Here is a 23,101-nt window from a genome sequence, read left to right as displayed (position 1 = left end):
GCCTGAAGGATTGACCGGGAGGGCGCGAAACAATGCGTTTTGGAAGGAAATCGACATTCGAAGCGCGGTTCGCGCCCATAAGCGACCGGCTTTATGCTTACGGTATGGCGCTAACACGCGACCGTGATGCGGCGGCCGATCTGTTTCAGGATTGCGTCGTCAGAGCGATCTCCGCCAACACTGTACCAATCGACGACCGGGCATTTCGGGCGTGGCTGTTTGCCATCATGCGCAATTTGTGGATTGACCGCCTCAGGCGAGACCAGCGCGCACAATCCTTCGAAGCTCTGCTCAGTGACGATGGGGCGGGCATGGCGCAAATGCCGATGCCGCTCGAAGCGGTGGTGGTCAACCAACTCGCTGTGCGTGAGGCGTTCGCGTGTCTCAGCCTGCAGCACCGCGACGTCTTGGCGCTTATCGACATCGCTGGCTTCCGCTATGAGGAGGCGGCGGACATGCTTGGTGTGCCCAAGGGTACGGTCATGAGCCGAGTCAGCCGGGCGCGCCAAGCGTTGCTGGCACTGCTTGCCGATGACCGTGTCATGGAACTGCCGCGCAGGAAGGGGCGGATCGACAATGAATGATCAATTCCCCGATTTCGAGACGCTTTCGGCTTATGTCGATGGAGAGCTGGATGCTCAGCATGCAGCCGCCATAGCGGCGCTCGCGGCGCGCGATCCTGCCATCGCCAGCCATCTTGCGAAGATTCACCAATTGCGATCCGCCGTTTCCAGATTGTCCTCCGATGTCGTCGTTTTGCCGCTTCCAGGCTCTATGCAAGGACGATGGGGCGTCCGCTCCAGTCGCTGGGTCGCATTTGCAGCCGCCATCGCCTGTGTCGTTGCCGGCAGCCTGGTCACGGGACCATGGTTGGAGTTCGGCGAAGATTCCAATGCAATAGGATTGGAATCGATCATATCTGCGCATGACGATTGGTTGCGTACCGGTCGCGGCCAGCTTCTCTCGGCGAGTCTGCCGGAAAGCCAAACAGTTGACCTGCTGGCCGCAGCCGGCCTCGTGCAGGTTCATTACGACGAGCGGCAGATGATCGGTGGCGTTGACATGACGCATTCCGGTTTCGTCGGTGCCAAAGGGTGCCGTCTCAGCTTGTTCAGAGGATCCCTTGCCGTGAAGGAAGCCGCGATCACCGGGGAGATTTCTGACGGTGATCTGCACGTAGCGAGTTGGACCGGTGGCGCTTTCCGCTACGTCGTCGTTGCGCGCTCAATGGACGAGGGTCGGTTTGCTCTCGTCGTCGATGCTCTGCGTCAGGCGACGGGGAATGCCGAAGGTCGGGCGCGCGATGTCATCGCCGCCTTGGAAGGCGCACGCCAACCTTGCATGACCTGACGGTGCCTTCGCCACGCCCTCGAGGTGGCAGGATTAATCTGGGCACGAGGGAATAAAGTCGCTTTCTCCATCGTCTCTTCCCTGGTTTCCGCATTCGTGCGGCCACGAGGAGAAATTTTGGAGGATATCGTGACAGAGACAATCAATCTGCAGCGCCGACTCGTTCTGGCTGGGGGAGCCGGCGGCGCTGCGCTTCTCGCTTCAGGCGTCGGCCTGAGGGCGCAGGAAGCGTCTGCCCTGCCGGACTATGTCAGTTTCAAAAACCCTGACGCCATGATCGTCCATAGCAACAATACGCTGGAAACAGAACGCTCGGCCTTTGGGGCAAGTTCGCTGACCTCGGAAGAGCGACTATACATCCGCAACAACGTCTCGCCGCCCGATGAATCGGTTCTAGACGATCGGGATGCCTGGGAAGTCTCTTTTGAAGGCGTGGCCGAGCCGCGTGCGATCACGGTCGGCGAACTCAAGACGATGGGGGTCGAGACGGTCGCCATGGTCCTGCAGTGTTCAGGCAATGGGCGAGCGTATTTTGAACACCAGCCGAGCGGTACGTCGTGGCAGGTGGGTGCGGCGGGCTGCGTCATGTGGACCGGCGTCCCGCTTAGAGCGGTGGTGGATGCGCTTGGCGGCGTCGCCGAAGGCGCACAGTTCGTCACCGGCACGGGTGGCGAACCGATTCCGGATGGCATCGAGCCGCGTGACGTCATCGTCGAGCGTTCCGTTCCTCTCGATGCCCTGGATACGATTCTTCTCGCATGGGACATCAATGGCGAGCCGATCTCGCTCGCCCACGGCGGACCGTTGCGCATGGTTGTTCCGGGCTATACCGGCGTCAACAACGTCAAATATGTCAACCGCGTCGCGCTGACGGAAACGGAAACGGACGCTCTGATCCAGAGTGAACGCTACCGCATCCATCCGGTCGGAACCGACGGTTCGCCGGATTATCCGTCTGTATGGCAGATGAGTGTGAAGTCCTGGATCACCGGCCCGCTTGAAAGCGCCGTTGCTGGTACGAACCAGATCATCGGCGTCGCCTTCGGCGGCATCAATGCGGTGGAAAGCGTTGAGGTGTCGGTGGATGGAGGAGAAACCTGGGAAGCAGCCGAATTCATCGGCCCGGATCTCGGGCGCCATGCCTGGCGGCCGTTCGTGCTGGCACGGGAACTAGAAGCCGGGAACTATACGATCGTCAGCCGAGCGACCGATAGCGAGGGCAATCAGCAGCCCGAGGAAATGGAGCCGAACGATCCGGGATACAACCACAATGGCTGGCGTGCGCCAGGGGTCGAACTCACCGTCGGCTGAGGAGCCCAACCCTTTTAGGTTGCGGCCACGCCTTCGTCGGGGCGTGGCCTATCAAGCGAATAAGAACAAGGAAATGAATGAATGCGTTCAACGTTGCTAAGAAGCGGAGCGGTGCTGCTTGCCGTGTCACTCCTGGCGGCTGCGCCAGTAGCGCTGGCCGAAACGGACGATGACAAGCTCGCTCTCGGCAAGCAAGTGTTCACGGAGCTGGCCCAGCCGCAATGCGGTCTCTGCCATACGTTGGCAGATGCGGGCACGGAAGGTGGTGTCGGGCCGATTCTGGACGACCTGAAGCCCAGCGCAGAAGTTGTTGCTCGGGCGGTAGAAAATGGAATCGGCCCGATGCGGCCCTACACGCAGCTGACCGCCGAGGAAATCGAGGCCGTGGCATTCTATGTCGCTTCGGTAACTGGAGCCGACCAGTAAGCAGTCCGTCTTTCCGTCGGCACTTCTCGCATTCGACACTATCGGCGGCACGACGTATAGCGAAAGCACGTCGCCGCCGATTGACTTGTGCCAGACACGCATTTAAATGCCGAACCGTAACGTACGGTACGGTAGAGGCAGATGCAGCAGGCACTGGCGATGGAGCGGCAGGCGGAGTGGACGGAGCGGCAACGCGACGTGCTCGATGCCGTGCTCGCGCTGCTCGTTCAGAGCGGCGACGCGGTGACCATGACCGCTGTCGCACGCCGGGCAAGCTGCTCCAAGGAAACGCTCTACAAGTGGTTCGGTGACCGTGACGGCCTGTTGACTGCAGCGGTGCAGCGACAGGCTTCACGCGTCCATATCGCCGACGCCGATGCGGGCGGTCTCGATGCCGCTTCGCTGAAAATGCATCTGACCGACTACGCCGCAAGCTGGCTTCGGGTCATCTCCGGCCCGCGTTCCGTCGCGCTGAACCGCGTCGCCATCAGCCATGCAGGCTCCGAGCGCAGTCGGCTCGGTGCGATCGTGCTCGAGAACGGCCGCTTCGCGCTCGGCCGTCGCATGAAGCCGATGCTGGAGGCCGGAAGGGCAGGCGGCCTGCTCGCCTTCGCCGATGCCGAAGCAGTGTTCCAGACCTTTTTCGGGCTCGTCGCCCGTGACGTTCAGATCCGTCTTCTTCTCGGAGATCGGATCGACATGACTGATGATCGCATCGCGCGGGATGCCGCCTGTGCGGTCGATCAGTTTCTCGCCCTCTTCGGGGCTACGAACGGGGCCTACGACCCCAAAAATCAACCAAGGGAAGGATGAACCAATGCGTGTCTATTACGATCGCGACGCCGATCTCAACCTCATCAAGTCGAAGAACGTTGCCATCATCGGCTACGGATCGCAGGGCCGCGCACACGCGCTGAACCTCAAGGATTCCGGCGCACAGAACGTTGTCATCGCGCTGCGCGAAGGCTCTGCCACGGTTAAGAAGGCACAGGCCGACGGCTTCGAAGTCAAGTCGGTTGCCGAAGCTGCCGCCTGGGCCGACCTGATGATGATGGCGACGCCGGACGAACTTCAGTCCGACATCTACCGCGACCACATCGCCGGCAACATCCGTGACGGCGCAGCGATCGCGTTTGCGCATGGACTCAACGTGCATTTCGGCCTGATCGAGCCGAAGTCGAGCGTCGACGTCCTCATGGTCGCGCCGAAGGGCCCGGGCCACACGGTTCGCGGCGAGTACCAGAAGGGCGGCGGCGTGCCGTGCCTGGTCGCCGTTCACCAGAATCCGTCGGGCAACGCGCTCGATCTCGCGCTTTCCTACGCTTGCGGCGTCGGTGGCGGCCGCTCGGGCATCATCGAGACCAACTTCAAAGAAGAGTGCGAAACCGACCTCTTCGGCGAGCAGGTCGTTCTCTGCGGCGGTCTGGTCGAACTGATCCGCGCCGGTTTCGAGACGCTGGTGGAAGCCGGCTACGCTCCGGAAATGGCCTATTTCGAGTGCCTGCACGAAGTGAAGCTCATCGTTGACCTGATCTACGAGGGCGGCATCGCGAACATGAACTACTCGATCTCCAACACGGCCGAGTGGGGCGAGTACGTCACCGGCCCACGCATCATCACGGACGAGACCAAGGCCGAGATGAAGCGCGTGCTGAAGGACATCCAGTCCGGCCGCTTCACGTCTGAATGGATGCAGGAATACCGCTCGGGCGGGGCACGCTTCAAGGGCATCCGCCGCGTGAACGACAGCCACCAGATCGAAGAAGTCGGTGAAAAGCTGCGCGGCATGATGCCGTGGATCAAGTCGAACGCGCTGGTCGACAAGTCGCGCAACTGATTCATGGTGCGGCCGAGAGATCGGCCTGCATCGGAAAGCTACGGCGGCCGCAGCGCAATCTGCGGCCGTTTGCCGTTTCAGGGGCGTCTCAGGCGGGTGTCGCCGGCGGGTCGATGTCGACGAGCATCCGGCGCAGCCGCGCAACGATATCCGTCGCCTGCTGTAGCTCGCTCTCGGGCATGTCGAGGCATGCGAGAATGCAGTCGGGGATCTGTGCGGCTCGGGCGGCGGTCTCCTGGCCCTGCTCGGTCAGGTGCACGAGAACGCGGCGCTCGTCATCGGCCTGGCGCGTGCGGCTGACGAGGCCCGCGATCTCCATGCGCTTCAGGAGCGGGGAGAGGGTGTTGGTGTCGAGCATCAGTTCGCGACCGAGCGCACCGACGCCCCGCCGGTCTTCGTGGCGTAGCGCCAGGAGAACGAGATATTGCGGGTAGGTGATGCCGAGCGGGTCGAGGATCGGCTGGTAGAAGCGATTGAAGGCATGGCTGACCGCATAGAGATTGAAACACAGCATAGCCTGTGGATCGATCGTCTCGGGCGCTTCTGCTTTGATATCTGACATGGCTGGTCCGGTTCGCTTCCCCATGAGTTAGGTCGTAGCGGCATAAAACGCAATCGATAGCGCCATGCTATTGTCATTTGTATCGTGCACGATATAAGCGTTATCGACTGTTTAACAGAGGAGAGAGATGATGTCTGTCAACGTTCTTTACCGCACCCAGGCCACTGCGACCGGCGGACGCGACGGTCGCTCGGCCACCAAGGATGGTGCCGTCGACGTCCAGTTGGTCACCCCCAAGGAGCTTGGCGGCGCGGGCGGCGACGGGGTCAATCCCGAGCAGCTTTTCGCCACCGGCTATGCCGCATGCTTTCTCGGCGCTTTGAAATTCGTCGCCTCGAAAGAGAAAGTCCGCGTTCCGGCCGATGCCAACGTGACTGCTGATGTCGGCATTGGTCCCCGTGCCGACGAGGGCGGTTTCGGTCTGGACGTGGTGCTTACCGTTTCGCTGCCAGGCGTCGAGGACGCCGTTGCTGACGATCTCATTGCCAAAGCGCACGTCGTCTGCCCTTACTCGCACGCCACACGTGGCAACATCTCCGTTTCCGTCAACCGCGCGTAGGGACAGATCATGAATATCACCAGACGTTCATTCGGCCTCGGGGCGCTTGCCGCCGCTTCCACTCTGGCGTTGCCTGCATGGGCGCTTGCGCCGCTCGCCGGCGTACAGGTCCCCGGTGTCGTCCGCCGCAAAGTCGGGTCCTTCGAGATCACGGCCATCAACGATGGCTACACCGCGCTGACCGCCGATCTTTTCTCCGGCGTTCCGGCATCCGACATCGAGGCGGCGCTCGCTACCGTGCGCCAGGGAACGACAATCCCGACGGCGGTGAACACCTTCGTCGTCAATTCGGATGCGGGCACCTGGCTCATCGACGCGGGTTCAGGTCCTTCGCAGGCGTTCGGCCCCAATCTCGGCCGCACGGTCGCCAATCTCGAAGCCGCAGGCATCACGCCGGACCAGATCGACGGCGTCATCCTGACCCATGCCCATATCGACCATGTCGAAGGCCTCGTGGATGGCAGCGGCGCCGCCGTCTTCGCGAATGCCGAAGTCGTCATCCATGAAGACGAGTACGGCTTCTGGTTCGATGACGGGATGATGGCGCAGGCGCCGGAAGCAGCCCAGGGCCTGTTCGAGAGCGCTCGCCGGTCTCTGACACCCTATGCCGATCGCACGCGCCAAGTACAGGCCGGAGAAGTGGCGCCGGGTCTCACGCTGATCCATGCACCGGGCCACACGCCTGGCCACTCGGTGTTGCACATCGCCAGCGGCGACGACGAGATGCTGATCCTCGGCGATACGCTTCACAATGCCGCGATCCACACGGCTTATCCGGATGTGGGCTTTGGCTTCGACACCGACGCAGCGCTTGCAGCCCAGTCACGTCGCGCTCAGTTCGATCGCGTCGCTGCCGACGGTATTCTGGTTGCCGCAACCCACGTTGCGTTTCCGAGCTTCGGTTACATCGTGGCCGAAGGTGATCGGTTCCGCTACCAGCAGGCGGAATTCCAATATCCGCTCTGATCCTTGTTTGGGTCCCAAGACATGAAAAGGGCCGCGGAACTGGTTTCCGCGGCCCTTTCATTGATGCGAACTGGTGTCTCGTTATAGCTCCAAGCCGAAGACGATAGGACCGAGCGCCAGGAAGAGGCCGTAGATCAGAATGATTGCGAGGATGTTCATCCAGATTCCGGCGCGCATCATGTCGGTGAGGCGCATGCGTTCATAGGAAAACGCAATTGCGTTGGGCGGTGTCGCAACCGGCATCATGAAGGCCATGCTCGCGGCAACGGCGACCGGCACGGTCAGCAGCAGCGGATCGAGGCCGAGACCGACGGCCACCGCACCGAGGATCGGGAGGAACGTCGCAGCAGATGCCGTGTTCGACGTGATCTCGGTCAGGAAGACCATGGCCGTGGTCAGAACGAGCACCAGGATGAAGGTGCTGATTTCCAGTCCGCCAACGGACTGACCGATCCATTCCGCTAGCCCCGTCGAAGCGAAGCCACCCGCAAGAGCCAAGCCGCCGCCGAAGAGTAGGAGGATGCCCCAAGGCACGTTCTTCGTGGTTTCCCAGTCGAGCGTGCGTTCGCCAGTGCGCCGGCTGACCGGAATGGCGAACAGCAGCAGCGCCGCGGCAATGCCGATCACGGTGTCATCGAGCGGAAGGCCTGTGACATCGGCGAGCAACGTGCGGAAGATCCAGGAAAGCGCAGCAAGCATGAAGACGGCGCCGACCAGTTTCTCGCTGCGGCTCATTGGGGGAAGCGCGCGATATTCCTTGCGGATGCCGGCACCCGCGTCGTCGATAGCGATCGTGTGGGTCGGGAAAAGGAAGCGCGTCAGCAGCAACCAAGCGAGAGGCAGCATGATGACGACGATCGGCACGCCGAACAGCATCCAGGTGAAGAAGCTGATTTCGATGTCGTACTGGTCGCGCATCAGGCTGGCGAGAAACGCGTTAGGCGGTGTGCCGATCAACGTGCCGACGCCGCCGATGGAGGCCGCATAGGCGATCGCCAGCATGAGGGCGACGCCAAAATTGCGGATGATCGTGTCGTCGTCGGTCTTCTCGGAGATGAAATCGATTACCGATTTTCCGACGGCGAACATCATGACGGCGGTGGCCGTGTTCGAGATCCACATCGACAGGAACGCAGTCGCGATCATGAAGCCGAGGATGATTTTCTGCGGTGACGTACCGATGGTCGCCACGATCATCAGCGCAAGCCTGCGGTGCAGGCCCACCTTCTGCATCGCGCCGGCCAGAAGAAATCCGCCAAGAAACAGGAATACGATGGGATCACCGTAGCTGCGGGCGATTTCAGCGGTCGTGCCGATGCTGAAGAGGGGCATCGCCAGCAACGGTACCAGGGCCGTGGCCGGGATAGGAATGGCCTCCGTCAGCCACCAGATGACCATCCAGGCCGCCACGGCGACCATGCGCCACGCTTCCGGCGCCATTCCCTCAGGTGCCGGCAATGCCAGCAGAAGCAGTGCCACGAGGGGACCGGCAATGATGGAGCCGACTTTGAATATTGACAGCACGGGTTCTGAGGATGTGTCCGGCCGAGGCTGAGGCGCGCGCGGTTCAGCGCTGCTGGTGTTCTGAGGCATGTCGTGAATTGATCCCTGAGCGTTTCGCTGGATGTCTTGGGAAGACGTACAGGGGTTCAATCAGACTTTTTCGACGAGAGGCAACCCTTTGCGGGCGTCAAAGCGCGATTTGGTCGCTTCGACAGTTGGGTGAGCCCCGACCCGCGTGGCGGGGCTCGTTGTTTTCAGGACCCGTAGGTCAGCCGGATTTGATAGTCCGGGTGTGCCATTGCGAAGGCGGGCGCAACGGGAGCGGTCCGTGAGGCGACGCGCATGACGATCTGCATCGCAAGGGTCATCGCCACCAGAGCCACAGCGTAGGCGACGAGAATGCCGATCGCCGTGACGGTATTGTTCAGTTGCGAGAACGCGCCGAGCGCGACCGGTGCATACCAGGATGTCGCCGAGATCGCCCCGGATATCACGAAGGCGTTGCGCGCAGCTCTGCCCATGCCGGCAAAGAGCGTCTGCCCGATCTGCGCCCGGATGCGTGGCATGACGATCGAGTGGATGAACATGCCATTCGCCGTCAATATCGAGACGATCACCAATTTGGCCCAGATCTTCTCGTTCATCAGCTTTGCCGGATCGAAAAACGCATACTGGATCAGGAATGCGATGCCGGTGATCCAGAGCAGCATCAGGCCGAAGCTGACGAGGCGTGCCCCGAAATCGATCATCTGCCAATCGTGAAAGGTGATGCGGCGGCTTCCGACAAAGCGAAGCAGCATCAGATCGAGCATGGTGGCCGCGCCCAATCCGATTGCCAGACCGATGAAATGCGCGAAGCGGGTGGCATTTTTGACGGCGAGCACCAAATCGCCGCTCAATGCCAGTAACAAGCTGTCCAAATTCATTGTCCGTCGTCTCCGTGGTTATCCCCCTGTGCAGTGCAGCAATTGTCGCGATGCGATGAGGCAGAACCCGTGCAGAAAGCGGGCGAGAACCTGCTGACAAAAAGAACCCAACGATTTCAATGATCTATTCGGTCAAACTTTCAGTTTCGTTCATTAACATATTCGAATATCCGACTTCAGTCCGTGGACCTAAGTCCGTAACGATGCGGTTGAAATAAGGGACCAAAGGCGCAAAAAGCGGCGATTGAGGCGAGAATCGGGCAAATTCGCGGCAGGGTGTTCGCGCGTCAGCACCATCGCGTTGTCTGCGTCAGGGCGCGCGGATATACTGGGCTCCATGACAAACACTTCTCCTCATCGATCGATCCTTGGTGCGTCCGCATGGTTGATGCTGGGAGCAGTGTTTCCAGCGACGCCAAGCTTTGCGGAAGCGCTTCAGGAAGATCAGTCTCTTCCTGCGCTCTATGCAGTCACGGGCGTGGAACAGGGCGACGAACTCAATATCCGTCTCGAACCGCAATCGAACGCCGACATCATCGGCAGCCTGCCGCCCCAATCAGCCGGGATCGAGGTCGTCGGTCGAAAAGGCAGTTGGCTGCAGATCAACAGCGTCGAAGCCAGCGGCTGGGTTGCGGCACGTTTCCTGGAACGGGAGGCCGGTGCCCCGCAGTCCGGCGTGCTCCCGGAGCGGCTTGCATGTTTCGGAACCGAGCCGTTCTGGTCGGTTGTGGCTGCGGGCAGCACCTTGAACTACAACACGCCCGACAATCCCGATGGCACCTCATTTTCAGTACGTCATGTGACGCGCGCCATGAACAGTCCGTCGCCGCACTGGATCATTCTCGGCGAGCGTCAGGCGCAGTCTATGACCGCTGTTGTCATGCCCGAGACCTGTTCGGATGGCATGTCGGACAGGGCGTTCGGGCTTGCAGCGACGATCGTGATCGACAGCGGCGATACCGCGACCGGGCTAAGCGGATGCTGCTCCATCGCGCCAGCTGCGCAGAACTGAGACGTCTCTCACTGCGCCGGCGCTGGTTGCTGATAGCCCGGTCCGATCGTCAAAGGCTGCGTCGGAACGACTGATCCATCGACATCGGACGTTACCGTGAAGCGATGCTCCCAGAAGGGCTCACCGGTCACGCGATCCAACAGAAGCAGATCGATGCCATAGGACCTGCCGGCCACGACGCCGGACAGCGAGGGGCTGCGCAAGGAAATCCGTCTATCCGGTACGCCGATCCGTTCTTCGACGAGATATGGCGGGCCACCCGTGGGATTTTCGAAACGGGCCTGGAGCATTGTGCCGATGGGGATCGGTCGGTCGACGGCCGCGGAGAAGCCCATATAGGTGTCCGACACCCGGTAATTGAGGATGAAGCTGGATCCGAGGATCTTCAGATACGGTCTCTCGCCGTCATCATCGCGCAAAACGGTAAGCGCGCCGTAGAGCGTCGCACAGAGAAGTAGTCCTGCGAAAAATGCCCAAAGCAGCGTCGACTCCCGCGACATCGCAGGTCGAAGCGATCGTCGTGCGAGCGAAACCATGACCACCCCCAAAACAACAAAAGCGGGCCTGGGCCCGCTTTTGTCATAGCATATCCAAAGTCTGCATATCAGCCGTACGGGGAAGTGCAGTACCGCCGAGGGCCGTTATAGGGTTGGAACGTGTTGTCGGAGGCGCGGTAAGACCGGTAGCGCGCATAGCACCAATCGATATGCGCGGAATTCAACCCGTAGCCGGGACGAACCGGGCGTACCGGCGGAGGAGCGATGTATCGCGGGGCAGGGCGATAGTAGCCGCCACCACCGATGATGATGTCGACCGACGGGCCACGACGATAGCGCGGTCCGTAATGGCGGGGCCGATGGGCGTAACGATCGCGGTGATGCCAACGACGCGAATCGCGCCAACGGCGATCGTCGCGCCACCTGCGGCCATCACGATACTGGACTTCGGTCACGAGATTGCCAAAGCTCCGATCCTGAGCTCGGGCCGTGGTCGTTGAGGGCAGAAGAAGCGTCGCGGCGATCGCCATGGCGCTTAAAATGGATAGGAAGGCGCGCATGCCTTGTCTCCCAAGAAATGCAAATTCGCTCCTCTGTGTCCGATGCCGGGATGGGAGAGGAGGCGGTTGCGAAAGTCCCTTCGCGTGTCCGGCGATTTTATGAACGTCTTTTTCGCGGGCCGGTTCCATGAGATTGCAGGAAAATCGTGGCAATGGAAAGGACGGGTCCGCATGCTTTTGACGATCAAGCGGCCTGTTCGACATCGCGGCCGTACGCGCGCGGATTGCCGAGGGGAGCTTCATCCATGACGACCGATCGAACCGGCGGCGCGGTGATCCCGCTTTCTCAGATCTCCATCCGCATAATTCCCGAGCCGCATCCGTTCGAGATCGCGCATCGAGGCGCGGCCGAAGAGGCTTGGCAACGCATCCATCGCGCCAATCCCGCGCTCTTCAATGGAACGGTCATGCTCCACTCGACAATGGACGTCGAAGATGGCCGGCTGACCACGCTGGCGCATCGCGTGCCGTATTCCGCATTGCTGTTTTTCCTCGAGCAACGGCCGGTCGAACGCTGCTGGCATCTCTTCGGATCCGCGCTCCTGATCTCCAGCGACAATCGCATGGTCCTGATCCGGATGGGGGATCGGACCGCCAATGCCGGGCTCGTCTACAGCCCTTGCGGCTCGCTCGACCTTAGTGACGTCGTCGGAGACGCTGTCGACATCGATGGCAACATGAGGCGCGAGGTGCTGGAAGAAACGGGCCTCGATCTTAGGACTGCGCGGGCCGAGCCTCAGTACGGCATGGTCGAGACCGGCGGCGTGGTCATCATCGTGCGGCGCTTCTTCTTCGACCTGCCGGCAAGCGAATTGGTGGAACGAGCGCGCGCCCATATCAGCGCTGAGACCGACCCCGAAATCGACGATGTGTTCTCCGTGGGAACGGATGATGCACCGCGATCCGACTACCAATTCTACATGGAGGACCTGCTGCGCTGGCATTTCGGTTCAAAACGTTGAAGGATAGCGGCGCCACGAAGGTAGAAAGCCGATAAGGGGAGGCAAGCGACGTGGGGATGAAGTCGCAGGCGCGGCCATATGCGATTTTCGATGTCTTTTCCGACAGGGCGCTGGCCGGCAATCCGCTCGCTGTCGTCTTCGAGGCCGACGGGCTCGATGACGTGGTGCTGCAGGCGATCGCTGCGGAATTCAAACTCTCCGAAACCGTCTTCGTGCTTGCGCCCCGGCATGCGCATCATACGGCGCATCTGCGCATCTTCACGCCCATGCAGGAATTACCGTTTGCCGGACACCCGACCGTTGGCGCGGCGGTGGCGCTCGCGCACCGGCGCAATGGTTCTGCGGAAAATGGTGCCGGTAATTGCGATACGGTGCTGATGCTCGAAGAACGCGCCGGCAACATCCGGGCAGTCGTCAGCATGCGCAACCATGCCTCGGATGATCGACCGGCCGGTTTCGCCGAGTTCGAGTTGCCGCGTCTGCCGCGCCCCGTGGAATGCGTGGTCAAGCGGGAACAGGTAGCGGATGCACTCGGCATCAATCCAGGCAGTGTCGGCTTTGAAAATCACGTCGTCTCGGTCTGGAGTGCCGGCGTGCCCTATGTGCTCATTCCCGTGCATGATCGGGTGGTTGCGGAAAACTGCCAGTGCGACCCGGCGCGATGGGAGGCGCTTGCCCCCATCGATGAAGGAATTCTGGCGAGCGCCTTCGTTTATTGCCGAGGCGGCGTCGATCATTCGGCCGATTTCCACGCCCGGATGTTCGCACCATGCTCCGGCACGACGGAGGACCCCGCCACCGGTTCGGCGGTTGCCGCGCTGGCAGGTGCAGTCAATGCGTTCGACGATCTGCTGGACGGACATCATACCCGCATCGTCGAGCAGGGCATCGAGATGGGCCGCCCTTCGAAGATCCATCTGCATATGGATGTGACCGGTGGCCGCATCGCACGCGCCCGCATAGGAGGAGCCGCCATCCGCGTCGCGGAAGGATTGCTTTATCTCTGACAAGGGCTGGACAGGGCCGCGGATCGACGTTATACGCGCCCAACTCCAGCCCAAAAAGGCCGGACCCGTGGGTGATTAGCTCAGTTGGTAGAGCAGCTGACTCTTAATCAGCGGGTCGTAGGTTCGATCCCTACATCACCCACCATTTTGTCTCTTTCCAGTCCTTGCGACGCAACGTCGACGCCATCGTGCGTCGTGACGCGCGTGCTCCATGGTCCCGTGCTGACCGAGCGCCAAGTCGCCCCCATCCCCTTCACTTAGCCGCCCGACGAAGTTTTCCGCTTGCCAATTTTACGTCTGCGTGAATAGTTAGCCGTATGGCTAAGCATGATCCTGATCTTTCTCTTCTCTTCCATGCGCTCGCGGATGCCACGCGTCGATCGATGCTTGCTCGGTTGGCGAAGGGACCGGCGCGTGTGACGGATCTGGCGGGGCCGACGGGACTGCGGCTGCCGACGATCATGCGCCATCTTGCGGTGCTCGAAGAGGCGGGGCTGATTTCGACGTCGAAGGATGGGCGCATCCGCACCTGTGCGATCCGACCGGAGGCGATGGAGCCGGCCCGGTCCTGGATCGAGGAACAACGGGCGGTTTGGGAGGCGCGTCTGGATCGTCTGGATGCCTTTGTGATGGATGTGATGAAGAAGCAGGAACGATGACGCAGACCGAAAAGTCGGGGAGTGACGCCATGGCCCATGAAAACCGCGGCGGCCGGTTTGCCACGCTGACCTTCGAGCGAGTGGTGAGTGCACCGATCGCGACGTTTTGGCAGGCCTGGACGGCGCCGACTGCGCGTGCAGTCTGGGCAGCGCCGACGCCAGCCGTGACGGTCGACTTCCTCGAGGCCGACACTCGCGTCGGCGGACGCGAGATTTCGCTGTGCAAGGTGGCGGGAGAGCCGGATATCCGATGCGAATGCGGCTGGCTGGATCTGGTGCCGGAGGTCCGCAGCGTGAATTACGAGGTGGTATCGTGCGAAGGCGCGACACAGTCGGCGGCCCTGGTTACCGCCGATTTCGTCAGTCTGGGAGAAACGAGCCGGATCGCCGTCACCGTGCAGCTCTCGTCGCTCGCTGCCGATATGGAAGACGGCTACCGGGCCGGGTTCGGCGCCGGCCTGGATAATCTGGCCGGCACTGCGCAACGCACCATGGTGCTGCAGAAGCGCATTCGCGCTCCGCGCACGCTTGTCTGGAATGCGTGGATGAATCCTGAGACCTTGCCGCTCTGGTGGGGGCCGAACGGGTTTTCCTGTCGCACGACCCGCATCGACCTGCGGCAAGGCGGCGACTGGGTGTTCGACATGATCGGACCGGATGGCACGGTTTACCCGAACCATCACCGGTATGGCGAAGTCCTGCCGGAAGAGCGATTTGCCTACACGCTGCTCTGGGGCGAGAACGGGCCAAAGCACGCCGATGCATGGGCCTCGTTCGAGGACCAGGACGGATCGACACTGGTGACGCTCGGGATGGTCTTCAGCACGGAGGCCGAGTTCCAGCAGGCACGCGACTTCGGCGCAATCGACCTCGGCATGGAAACGCTGGGCAAGCTGGAGCGCTTCGTCGCCGCGCTTTGAACGGTCGTTCCCGGCGAGTGCCGGCAGCGCTTACGTTTCCTGCCCGAGCCTTGGGGCAGGGCGCTCAGAGATCGCCGGCATTCCGTCGAAAAGGATCGGCGTGCGCATTCCAGGAATCGGCGTGCCCAGGTCGTCGGCGGTCTCAATCTTCATCTGTCGCGCGAGAATCTGGGGATCGGAGAAAACGTCGGCGACCGTGTTGATCGGGCCCGCCGGCACGGAGCGTTCCTCGAGAAGTGCCAGCAGCGCATCCCGTTCGAAACGCGCGATTGCCGGTGCGAGAAGCGCGATCAACGCGTCCCGATTGGCAACGCGGGCTTCGTTGGTCGCATAGGACGGATCGGTGCCAAGCGCCGACAAGCCGACTATGTCGGCCAGCGCGCGGAACTGGCGATCGTTGCCGACCGCAACGATGAGGTGACCGTGCGCAACCTGGAAGACCTGATAGGGCACGATGTTCGGATGTGCGTTGCCGAGCCGCCTCGGGGCTTTGCCGGACACGAGATAATTCATCGCCTGGTTTGCCAGAACGCCTGCCATGCAGTCGTAGAGCGCCATATCGATGTGGCAGCCGCGACCGGTGCGGCTGCGTTCGAGAAGGGCGGCCTCTATGCCGATGACGCTGTAGAGACCGGTGAAGATGTCGGCGAAGGCGACGCCCATCTTCTGCGGTTCGCCATCGGGGTCGCCGGTCAAGTCCATGATCCCGGCCATGCCCTGGATCATGAAATCGTAACCCGCGCGGTGCCGGTACGGGCCCGTCTGGCCGAAGCCGGTGATCGAGCAATAGATCAGGCGCTCGTTCACGGCTTTCAGGCTCTCGTGGTCGAGGCCGTATTTCGCGAGCCCGCCAACCTTGAAGTTCTCGATCAGCACGTCGGCGCTGCGCACGAGGTCGACCACGCGGGCGCGACCCTCGTCGCTCTTCAGATCTGCGATGATCGACGTCTTGCCGCGATTGGCGGCGTGGAAATAGGCGGCTTCGCGGGTGCCGTCCGCGCGGTTGACGAAAGGCGGGCCCCAGCCGCGCGTGTCGTCGCCTTCCGGCGCTTCGATCTTGATGACCTCAGCCCCAAGATCGGCGAGCACCTGGCCGGCCCAGGGACCGGCGAGGATGCGTGCCAGCTCGACGACGCGGATGCCTTCGAGCGGCTTGCGCACGTTGCCTCGAAGCGACTGGCCTTCAGCGTCAGCCGCTCCGTCGTCGTCGCGATGCGTCATGATCAGAAGAAAGCCTGGATACCGGTCTGGGCGCGGCCCAAGATCAATGCATGGACGTCATGCGTGCCCTCGTAGGTGTTGACCGTTTCGAGGTTCTGCGAGTGACGCATTACGTGGTATTCGATCTGGATGCCGTTGCCGCCGTGCATGTCGCGCGCTTGGCGGGCGATATCGAGCGCCTTGCCGCAATTGTTGCGCTTGACGAGCGAGATCATCTCCGGCGCCATGCGGGCTTCATCCATGAGCCGGCCGACTCGCAACGACGCCTGCAGGCCGAGCGAAATCTCCGTCTGCATGTCGGCGAGCTTCTTCTGGTAAAGCTGCGTGCCGGCGAGCGGCTTGCCGAACTGCTTGCGATCGAGGCCATATTGACGGGCGCGGTGCCAGCAATCTTCCGCCGCGCCGAGCACGCCCCAGGAGATGCCGTAGCGGGCGCGGTTTAGGCAGCCGAATGGACCTTTGAGGCCCGACACGTTCGGCAAAAGGTTTTCTTCCGGAACTTCGACGCCGTCCATGACGATCTCGCCGGTGATCGACGCGCGCAGCGAAAGCTTGCCGCCGATCTTGGGAGCGGAGAGACCCTTCATGCCTTTTTCCAGGATGAAGCCACGGATCTTGCCCTCATGCGCATCCGACTTCGCCCAAACGACGAAAACGTCGGCGATCGGCGAGTTCGAAATCCACATCTTCGAACCGGAGAGCAGGTAGCCGCCGTCGATCTTCTTGGCGCGGGTTTTCATGCCGCCGGGATCGGAACCGGCATCGGGCTCGGTCAAGCCGAAGCAACCGATGAACTCTCCCGAGGCAAGCTTCGGGAGGTACTTGCGGCGCTGCGTGTCGTCGCCATAGGCGTAGATCGGATACATGACGAGCGAGGACTGAACGCTCATCATGGAGCGGAAGCCGGAATCGACACGCTCGACTTCGCGGGCAACGAGACCGTAGGCGACGTAGGATGCTTCGGCACCGCCGAATTCCTCCGGCACCGTTACGCCGAGCAGGCCATTCTCGCCCATTTCGCGGAAGATCGACGGGTCGCTTTCTTCGTTCATGTACATCTGCTCGATACGCGGCGCGAGCTTGTCGGCGGCAAAGGCAGCCGCCGCATCGCGGATCATCCGCTCGTCTTCGGTGAGCTGATCGTCGATCAGGAACGGGTCGTCCCACTGAAAACCAGCGGCGCCGTCTGGGCGATCCTTCGCCTTCAAAGCCTCGGTCATCGGAAAATCCTCCTACGCATCGCGTGCAAATCTGACCCCATTTGTAAGCGATGATGCCGGGCAAGGAAAATGATGATTTCTCATCAACCCATGTGATGCGGACATTCGATTTCAGGCTATAGTGCCAAAATTCATGGGGAACAAAGCATCGGATCGCTATGCTCTATGCGGAAATATGATCACCAACGGTTCGAGACGAGGCCATCGATGTCTAAGGGATATGTGCCGAGCGTGGGCGAACTGGAGGCCTTCGTCGCCTGCGCGCGGTTTGGCACGACGGTGCAGGCGGCCGAGCATCTCAACCTGACGCAGAGCGCCATCTCGCGCTCGCTCTCATCGCTCGAAGATCGCCTCGGCGTTCTGCTCTTCGAAAGGGTGCGGCGCCGGCTCGTCCTCTCGCGTGCGGGCGGCGTGCTGCTTGAGCGTGCCGAGCCGCTGCTGGAGGATCTGCGCAATGCGTCCGCCTCGGCGATAGCCTTCGGCGGCGCGTCTTCGGTGCTGCGGGTGGCGGTGCTGCCCAGCATCGGCCGCAGCTGGCTGATCCCGCGGCTGGCAGCATTTTCGGCCACCATGCCGGACGTTAACTTCGACATTGCGGCACGGCTGCGACCGGTGGATTTCGCGCAGGAAGCCTTCGACGTGGCGATCATGCGCAGCCAGCACGAGCCGCCGGGCGCCGATCTCGTGGCGCTATTGAAGGAGGAGATGGTGATCGTTGCATCGCCGCGTGTTCTCGCGGAAGGCGCGCGCTTCGACGATCGCGACATCCAGCAACTGCCACTGCTGCAACAATCCACCCGGCCGACGCTCTGGCTCGACTGGTTTCGCGAACGCGATCTCGACCCGCGACTGATGACCCGTGGGGCGCGCTTCGATCATTTCGACATGATCCTCGATGCCGCAGCCGCTGGGCTCGGCATCGGGCTCATCCCCGAACTCATCGCCCGCGACGCGCTGGATCGCGGCACGCTCGTCGCCGCGTCGCCCCATCGGCTGGTCACCGGCGAAACCTATGCGCTGATCTCCCCGGAGCGCTCGCGCAGCAATCCCGCCGTCACCGCGTTTAGGACGTGGCTGATCGCTGAGATCGGGCAGGGCTGATCGTGACCGATCATTAAATTTGAAGAGGAACTTGGGAACAGTTGGGCCGCTCGCCAATTGGGGGCTTATGCGACAAAGGAGACTGCTTGTGTCCAATCCAGCACGACCCACCCGACCCGACGAAGAGCCCAATCAGCCGCCGTTGCCCGAGGATCCGCCGATCCAGGAACCAGAGCCAGATCGGCTCCCGGACGAAATTCCCAATCCGAACCCCGATGAAAGCCCGCAGCCACCGCTGCACGCCTTGTCCGAGGTGATGGAAAATCGTCCGCTCTACGGGCGGCCGTTCGTCTGTGTGAATGGCGGACGCTGAATTCACGTGCGATCTGGCGCCAACCGAATGCAGGGAGACCACCATGGCCCCGAGCGACAAGACCACCAAGACCGGCGAGGCGACACCTGCCTCCCGCGCCAAGGAAATTTCCGGCCAGTTCGCCAAGGGCAAGAGCCGTTCGGACAACAACGGCGTGGCCAGCGCCGATCCGCGCGTCTTCTCAGGCAAGGACGAGGGTGACGCGACGTTCCCGATCGATGCCGAGGACCCGGGCGTCGCGAAACGGAAGTAACGACGATTCAGCGGCGCAGCTTGTGCCGCGCCTGGCGTAAAAGGCGGGCGATCCGGCCCGCTGCCCTGCGAACGGGCAGTGCGACCTTCGTGGCTTGGCCAATGCGTTGGTGTGTGTGGCCGTGCCCGACAAGCCCCGCCAACAACACCCGATTAGTTTCCCCATCGAATAGACGTTCACAAAGATCCAGCATTGCCGCAAGTCGTTTGCGGCGTGAGGATGGGTCGAACATTTCGGTGAGTGCCGCCTGGTACTCGTGGTCGGTCCTAGCCTTCAGGAATGCCGGATGCTCAGGCAGAGGGCGATACGCCGGTTCTTCGCCGTGAACGATCGGCACCGAGTTCAGATAGAGGCCCACGAGCAAGGCATTGGGGGTCTTGTAAGGTGCGTTCTCCGTCGCCGATCTGGGATGGACAAGAACGTTAGGGTTCTCTTGTCGCCATGCGCGGACGAATTGGGGAAAGGACTGCCTGGGTTCGAGGAAAGTTGCCTTCAGCGATTGCTGCGGCGAAGCGGCGAAGCTCTTCGGCGCTATAAGCCGAATGGGCTTCTCAACCTGCAAGGCGTGAAGCGCGGGCAGGATATCCCTTTGAAACGCGGATGACCTGAACCCACCGCCTGCGAGCGCGATTGTCAGCCCTTTCGACTCGGGCTCGCCCGTCGGGATGAGGCGGCGATCCAGAACAGGAGGGAAGACGGAAACCCGGTCATGCAGCGGCCGCAAGGCGTCAGCGAGTGGTTCGGTCGATGCGAAGATGCCGGCAAAGCCGTTTAGAAGACGGGCCAGGCGCTTTTCGCTATAGAAGGCCCAATGATAATCCTCGCGCGCGAGCACCAGCGGGTTGTCGTCGATGAACCAGACCCGTGGAATGTCCAGCCGGGCCATTAAGTCGAGCAGACCAAGGTCGTGGCAGCGTTCGAGGTCGCGGACGATGATGATCGCGTCAACCGTCTCAAGCAGCTCGATCTTGGCAACCAGCGCTTCGGCTTCGATGAAACGGAGCATTCTCGCAGTTTCGAATGGCAGTCCATCGAAATAGAGGCTGACGGAGGCCTCGATACGGCCGATGACAAGAATGCGCGGTGCCGCCGAATTATCCGTTCCGGCATTTGCGAATCGGTCCATCAGCGCCATCGGCACGACGGGTATTGAGCGCTTCGGCAAGCTCACCCCGGTGACCAGCGTTTCGACGCGTCCCATCTCGGCCACGGCGCGCGCGAGCGCCCAGCGCCAGCTCAGGCCGCAAGCGGCCACCACCGGCATCTCGAGGGCCGTGATGGCCGACAGACGATCGAGCACAATCGGCAGCGCTGCCGTCGGATCGAGAAATCGCAAACCCTCCGTTGCCAGCATCCGCCTTTCGCGCCGGCCAGCACCGTCGACGGAAAGGAGGAGGTCGACGGCATGCGTTTGCAGGCGATCCAGCATGGCCGATTTGGCTTTGATGCAGGCAGCAACTGCTGATCCGGCAGGCACGGCGATGAACCGTTCTGGTCTGGCCTCCAGCAGTGCCGTCAGCTTGGCGAGATCGGCGGATCCGGACGTTTGCGGGACATCGTCCGGTTCGACGATTAAGAGATCGGAACTCACGGGTGCGATCGCTTCTGGTGCGCGCGTGTTTCGATGGCTTCGACCGCGACGGCCATGCCGGTGCTCAGGTCGGTTCTCGTCACGTAATCTTGGGCGGATTGCGACCAGCGCGTGAGTGTCGCCTTATCGGCTGAGCCTGCTTCGGCCAGCTCGCGCGGTGATGCCTCCGACGACACGACGATGCCCGCTGCCGCTTCTTCGACGAGTGGCGCGAAGCCGCAATTGGCGGTGGCGATGACGGGTAGGCCGGCGGCGAGCGCTTCGGCGATCACCATGCCGGTCACGTCGAGTCTGGCCGGGTGCATGAGAAGATCCGCCGCGCGCAACCGATCCTTCAAAGCGTCGCCTTTTGTCAGGCCGTGCAAGGTCAATCGGCCAGCACATCCGAGGGCTTGCGCCTGTTTTCTGATATTCTGAATCTTTCGGCCTTCCGGATCGGGGCCGCAGGCGACCAACCTCGCTGCCGGACTGAGCGCCAAAGCTTCCACCGCCCGGTCGAGACCCTTGGTGTGTGGATGCAGGCCGAGCCAGAGCCAGACAGTTTCTTCAGCGTGATAGCCCAGCTTCGTGCGTAGGGTGGCGCGTTCCGCGGCATCGAGGTCCTGCGGGATCAGGTTCTGATCGAGCGTCGGCGGCAGGATGATCATGCGCTCCTGCTCGGTGTCGTAAGAGCGCCGGTAGGCTTCAGCCTGCGGCTCTGCGAGCATGAGAAGGAGCGTGTCGCTGCCGCGCCTGAAGCAGGCTTTTTCCAAGGATGTGAGCGTTCTGGCCCGCGGCGAGAGGGTCTTCCACCATTGCCGGTTGCGGTCGGCGAAACACCAGTCACCGCAAAACAGCACGTCGAGCCCCGGCATGCGCTGAAAGCCGACGGCCAGATCGAACTTTCCGGCCGTTTCGCGGGCCATGTCCATCGCAAACGCGGCGATCCGCCCATGGTTGGTGAAGCCGCGCTGGGTAACCCGCAGAAGATCGATCCCCGACGGAGCCTGCGTCGCGCGGGTCGTGACAATGGTCACGCGGTGACCTCGCGCCACCAGGTCTTCGGCGAGACGAAGCGCGTGGATCTCCAGCCCGCCCGCAGGTTCAAGGCGAAAGATCACGATCGCAATGTCGAGCTGGCTAGTCACCGCAACTCGCGAGCTTGGTGCCATTTTTTATGAAGTAACGCGCAATCATCCTTTTCGAGCCTTAAGCATTATTTGCTCGCCTTTCTGGATGCCCAAGGCGCTAAGAGCCATTTCGAGAATTTGCATTGCTCGCCCTACGCGCTTGTTAGTTCGGGTGGGAGCGACCAAGGCGTGTTTTCGCCTTGCCGCTCGGATATCGGCGCTGGTGCCGAGAATGCGATCGGCACCAGAAGGGCTGGCCTGCGATTGGATATCATGGAAGCCGGCCTGTGCCACTACGAGCGCTAGCGCGAATGGTGAAAAGACATTGAGATGCCTTGGTGGCTCCAAGCCCCGCCAGTCTTGCCCAAAAACTTGATTGCCCAACGAGACCGCGTTGGGCGTCAACAGGACAAGCGTGCCACCCGGTTTCAAGATCCGATGGCATTCTTGCAATGTGTGCATCGGCTCGGGCAGATGCTCGACGACATGGCTTAATGTCACTGCGTCAAAATTGTCTGAAGGAAAGGCTTGTTGCTCCACACTTCCCAAGCGGATATCGAGGCCGCGCGCTCGCGCGCCTTCTGCTGCTTTCTCGTCAAATTCAACCCCCACCGCCTGCCAGCCTAGTCGCGAAAGCAACATCAAGGCCTGACCACTTCCGCATCCAACGTCGAGCACCGACGGCGCCCCACCACCGGTCTTGCGAAGATGGAAAACCTGGTCGTCGACCTCCATGCGACGCCGCACCCGCATAGCGAACATCATTGACAGGGTTTTCTCTACCCAGCCCAGGTTAATGTGATCGCCGCCGTATGTTCTTTGCAGGTAGGCAATTTTCGCCCGCGACAGCGGCTTAAAATGCGGCGCGTCATGCGTGTAATACGTACTGTAGATCTCGCCCAGATCTTCCGGGGCAGGCGCCGGGTCGAGCCACAGCGTTTCACATTGCTTGTTGTCGCAGCGCTTGATGGTCCACGTGCCGGGCGCGGAGAAGAGCCGGTCGGGCAGATCTTTGTAGAGCTCGGTCCCCGAGCTGCCGCAGGCGATGCAGTGTGGTCTTCGAACAGTTCGCATCTCGGCCCTACCAATCGCAACCGGCGCAACAATGGCGCGGGATCTGTGCCTTGAACAACTCGATAGCACCAGTGTCGCGACAATCGCAACGCAGCCGCACAGCTTGCACCGTCTTCTCACGGCAGTTAACAGTCTGGCGCGCTCAAAAGGCGGCATCAACGG

General features: G+C 61.8%; 26 protein-coding genes and 1 tRNA gene. 17 read left to right on the top strand and 10 right to left on the bottom strand.

Annotated elements, in window-relative coordinates; all coding sequences use genetic code 11:
- Positions 1-32: 32 nt before the first annotated feature.
- From GC125_RS15045 to ilvC, 6 genes are all read left to right on the top strand, one after another.
- Positions 33-584 (top strand): RNA polymerase sigma factor, encoded by a 552-nt coding sequence (locus GC125_RS15045; protein ID WP_151986389.1) that lies wholly within the window; start codon positions 33-35, stop codon positions 582-584.
- A complete protein-coding gene (locus tag GC125_RS15040) occupies positions 577-1,350 on the top strand; it encodes an anti-sigma factor family protein (RefSeq protein WP_151986388.1) in 774 nt (257 codons plus the stop codon). Before GC125_RS15045 ends, GC125_RS15040 begins: the two co-directional genes overlap by 8 nt.
- 129 nt (positions 1,351-1,479) lie before the next feature.
- On the top strand, positions 1,480-2,661 hold the full coding sequence (sorT, locus tag GC125_RS15035) for a SorT family sulfite dehydrogenase catalytic subunit (protein ID WP_151986387.1): 1,182 nt from the start codon (positions 1,480-1,482) through the stop codon (positions 2,659-2,661).
- An 81-nt stretch (positions 2,662-2,742) separates the two neighbouring features.
- On the top strand, positions 2,743-3,087 hold the full coding sequence (sorU, locus tag GC125_RS15030; RefSeq protein WP_151986386.1) for a SorU family sulfite dehydrogenase c-type cytochrome subunit: 345 nt from the start codon (positions 2,743-2,745) through the stop codon (positions 3,085-3,087).
- Between the two features lie 141 nt (positions 3,088-3,228).
- Positions 3,229-3,900: a TetR/AcrR family transcriptional regulator gene (locus tag GC125_RS15025; protein WP_151986385.1), complete on the top strand. Its 672-nt coding sequence runs from the start codon at positions 3,229-3,231 to the stop codon at positions 3,898-3,900.
- A gap of 4 nt (positions 3,901-3,904) precedes the next feature.
- Complete coding sequence (ilvC, locus tag GC125_RS15020; protein ID WP_151986384.1) at positions 3,905-4,924, top strand: ketol-acid reductoisomerase; 1,020 nt, start codon at positions 3,905-3,907, stop codon at positions 4,922-4,924.
- Between the two features lie 88 nt (positions 4,925-5,012).
- Here the strand turns inward: ilvC and GC125_RS15015 are convergent, their stop codons facing one another.
- Positions 5,013-5,486, bottom strand: a complete 474-nt coding sequence (locus tag GC125_RS15015) for a MarR family winged helix-turn-helix transcriptional regulator (protein WP_199864597.1) — start codon at positions 5,484-5,486, stop codon at positions 5,013-5,015.
- A gap of 130 nt (positions 5,487-5,616) precedes the next feature.
- On the opposite strand from GC125_RS15015, the gene GC125_RS15010 reads away from it, so the two are divergent.
- Entirely contained in the window at positions 5,617-6,045 is a 429-nt protein-coding gene (locus GC125_RS15010) for an organic hydroperoxide resistance protein (protein ID WP_151986383.1), read from the top strand.
- Positions 6,046-6,054: 9 nt separating this feature from the next.
- Positions 6,055-7,011: an MBL fold metallo-hydrolase gene (locus GC125_RS15005; RefSeq protein ID WP_151986382.1), complete on the top strand. Its 957-nt coding sequence runs from the start codon at positions 6,055-6,057 to the stop codon at positions 7,009-7,011.
- 81 nt (positions 7,012-7,092) lie between these two features.
- Here GC125_RS15005 and GC125_RS15000 read toward each other — a convergent pair whose 3' ends face one another.
- Together GC125_RS15000 and GC125_RS14995 are read right to left on the bottom strand one after the other, a co-directional pair.
- Positions 7,093-8,604, bottom strand: coding sequence for an SLC13 family permease (locus GC125_RS15000; protein WP_151986381.1), 1,512 nt, complete (start codon positions 8,602-8,604; stop codon positions 7,093-7,095).
- A gap of 164 nt (positions 8,605-8,768) precedes the next feature.
- Positions 8,769-9,440: a hypothetical protein gene (locus GC125_RS14995; RefSeq protein ID WP_151986380.1), complete on the bottom strand. Its 672-nt coding sequence runs from the start codon at positions 9,438-9,440 to the stop codon at positions 8,769-8,771.
- A gap of 337 nt (positions 9,441-9,777) precedes the next feature.
- Here GC125_RS14995 and GC125_RS14990 point away from each other — a divergent pair, with 337 nt between their 5' ends.
- Positions 9,778-10,452: a COG3650 family protein gene (locus GC125_RS14990; protein WP_151986379.1), complete on the top strand. Its 675-nt coding sequence runs from the start codon at positions 9,778-9,780 to the stop codon at positions 10,450-10,452.
- A gap of 8 nt (positions 10,453-10,460) precedes the next feature.
- Here GC125_RS14990 and GC125_RS14985 read toward each other — a convergent pair whose 3' ends face one another.
- Both GC125_RS14985 and GC125_RS20395 read right to left on the bottom strand, forming a co-directional pair.
- On the bottom strand, positions 10,461-10,952 hold the full coding sequence (locus GC125_RS14985; protein ID WP_151986378.1) for a hypothetical protein: 492 nt from the start codon (positions 10,950-10,952) through the stop codon (positions 10,461-10,463).
- Positions 10,953-11,056: 104 nt separating this feature from the next.
- A complete protein-coding gene (locus GC125_RS20395; RefSeq protein ID WP_151986377.1) occupies positions 11,057-11,509 on the bottom strand; it encodes a BA14K family protein in 453 nt (150 codons plus the stop codon).
- 245 nt (positions 11,510-11,754) lie between these two features.
- On the opposite strand from GC125_RS20395, the gene GC125_RS14975 reads away from it, so the two are divergent.
- From GC125_RS14975 to GC125_RS14955, 5 genes are all read left to right on the top strand, one after another.
- Entirely contained in the window at positions 11,755-12,471 is a 717-nt protein-coding gene (locus GC125_RS14975) for an NUDIX hydrolase (RefSeq protein WP_151986376.1), read from the top strand.
- 56 nt (positions 12,472-12,527) lie between these two features.
- Positions 12,528-13,478 carry a PhzF family phenazine biosynthesis protein gene (locus GC125_RS14970; RefSeq protein ID WP_151987955.1) on the top strand — a complete coding sequence of 317 codons (951 nt, stop codon included), beginning with the start codon at positions 12,528-12,530 and terminating at the stop codon, positions 13,476-13,478.
- Between the two features lie 69 nt (positions 13,479-13,547).
- Positions 13,548-13,623 (top strand) — tRNA-Lys (locus GC125_RS14965).
- Between the two features lie 172 nt (positions 13,624-13,795).
- Positions 13,796-14,137: an ArsR/SmtB family transcription factor gene (locus tag GC125_RS14960; protein WP_151986375.1), complete on the top strand. Its 342-nt coding sequence runs from the start codon at positions 13,796-13,798 to the stop codon at positions 14,135-14,137.
- Positions 14,134-15,057, top strand: a complete 924-nt coding sequence (locus GC125_RS14955; protein ID WP_151986374.1) for an SRPBCC domain-containing protein — start codon at positions 14,134-14,136, stop codon at positions 15,055-15,057. Before GC125_RS14960 ends, GC125_RS14955 begins: the two co-directional genes overlap by 4 nt.
- A gap of 30 nt (positions 15,058-15,087) precedes the next feature.
- Here the strand turns inward: GC125_RS14955 and GC125_RS14950 are convergent, their stop codons facing one another.
- Positions 15,088-16,218, bottom strand: coding sequence for a CaiB/BaiF CoA transferase family protein (locus GC125_RS14950; RefSeq protein WP_151987953.1), 1,131 nt, complete (start codon positions 16,216-16,218; stop codon positions 15,088-15,090).
- Positions 16,219-16,280: 62 nt separating this feature from the next.
- Complete coding sequence (locus tag GC125_RS14945; RefSeq protein WP_151986373.1) at positions 16,281-17,498, bottom strand: acyl-CoA dehydrogenase; 1,218 nt, start codon at positions 17,496-17,498, stop codon at positions 16,281-16,283.
- A 207-nt stretch (positions 17,499-17,705) separates the two neighbouring features.
- Between GC125_RS14945 and GC125_RS14940 the strand changes: the two genes are divergently transcribed.
- The 3 genes from GC125_RS14940 to GC125_RS14930 all read left to right on the top strand — a co-directional run bounded on the left by GC125_RS14940 (position 17,706) and on the right by GC125_RS14930 (position 19,165).
- Positions 17,706-18,599: a LysR family transcriptional regulator gene (locus tag GC125_RS14940; RefSeq protein ID WP_151986372.1), complete on the top strand. Its 894-nt coding sequence runs from the start codon at positions 17,706-17,708 to the stop codon at positions 18,597-18,599.
- 88 nt (positions 18,600-18,687) lie between these two features.
- Entirely contained in the window at positions 18,688-18,912 is a 225-nt protein-coding gene (locus GC125_RS14935; protein WP_151986371.1) for a hypothetical protein, read from the top strand.
- A 43-nt stretch (positions 18,913-18,955) separates the two neighbouring features.
- On the top strand, positions 18,956-19,165 hold the full coding sequence (locus GC125_RS14930) for a hypothetical protein (RefSeq protein ID WP_151986370.1): 210 nt from the start codon (positions 18,956-18,958) through the stop codon (positions 19,163-19,165).
- 7 nt (positions 19,166-19,172) lie between these two features.
- Here the strand turns inward: GC125_RS14930 and GC125_RS14925 are convergent, their stop codons facing one another.
- From GC125_RS14925 to GC125_RS14915, 3 genes are read right to left on the bottom strand one after another with little or no spacing between them, the layout of a single operon-like run.
- On the bottom strand, positions 19,173-20,756 hold the full coding sequence (locus GC125_RS14925) for a hypothetical protein (protein WP_151986369.1): 1,584 nt from the start codon (positions 20,754-20,756) through the stop codon (positions 19,173-19,175).
- Positions 20,753-21,883: a glycosyltransferase family 4 protein gene (locus GC125_RS14920; protein WP_199864595.1), complete on the bottom strand. Its 1,131-nt coding sequence runs from the start codon at positions 21,881-21,883 to the stop codon at positions 20,753-20,755. Before GC125_RS14920 ends, GC125_RS14925 begins: the two co-directional genes overlap by 4 nt.
- 45 nt (positions 21,884-21,928) lie before the next feature.
- Entirely contained in the window at positions 21,929-23,095 is a 1,167-nt protein-coding gene (locus GC125_RS14915) for a class I SAM-dependent methyltransferase (protein WP_199864594.1), read from the bottom strand.
- Between the last annotated feature and the right edge of the window lie 6 nt (positions 23,096-23,101).

The organism is Rhizobium sp. EC-SD404 (assembly GCF_902498825.1).
Classification (GTDB): Bacteria; Pseudomonadota; Alphaproteobacteria; order Rhizobiales; family Rhizobiaceae; genus Georhizobium.
This window is presented reverse-complemented; position numbering and strand designations above follow the sequence as displayed.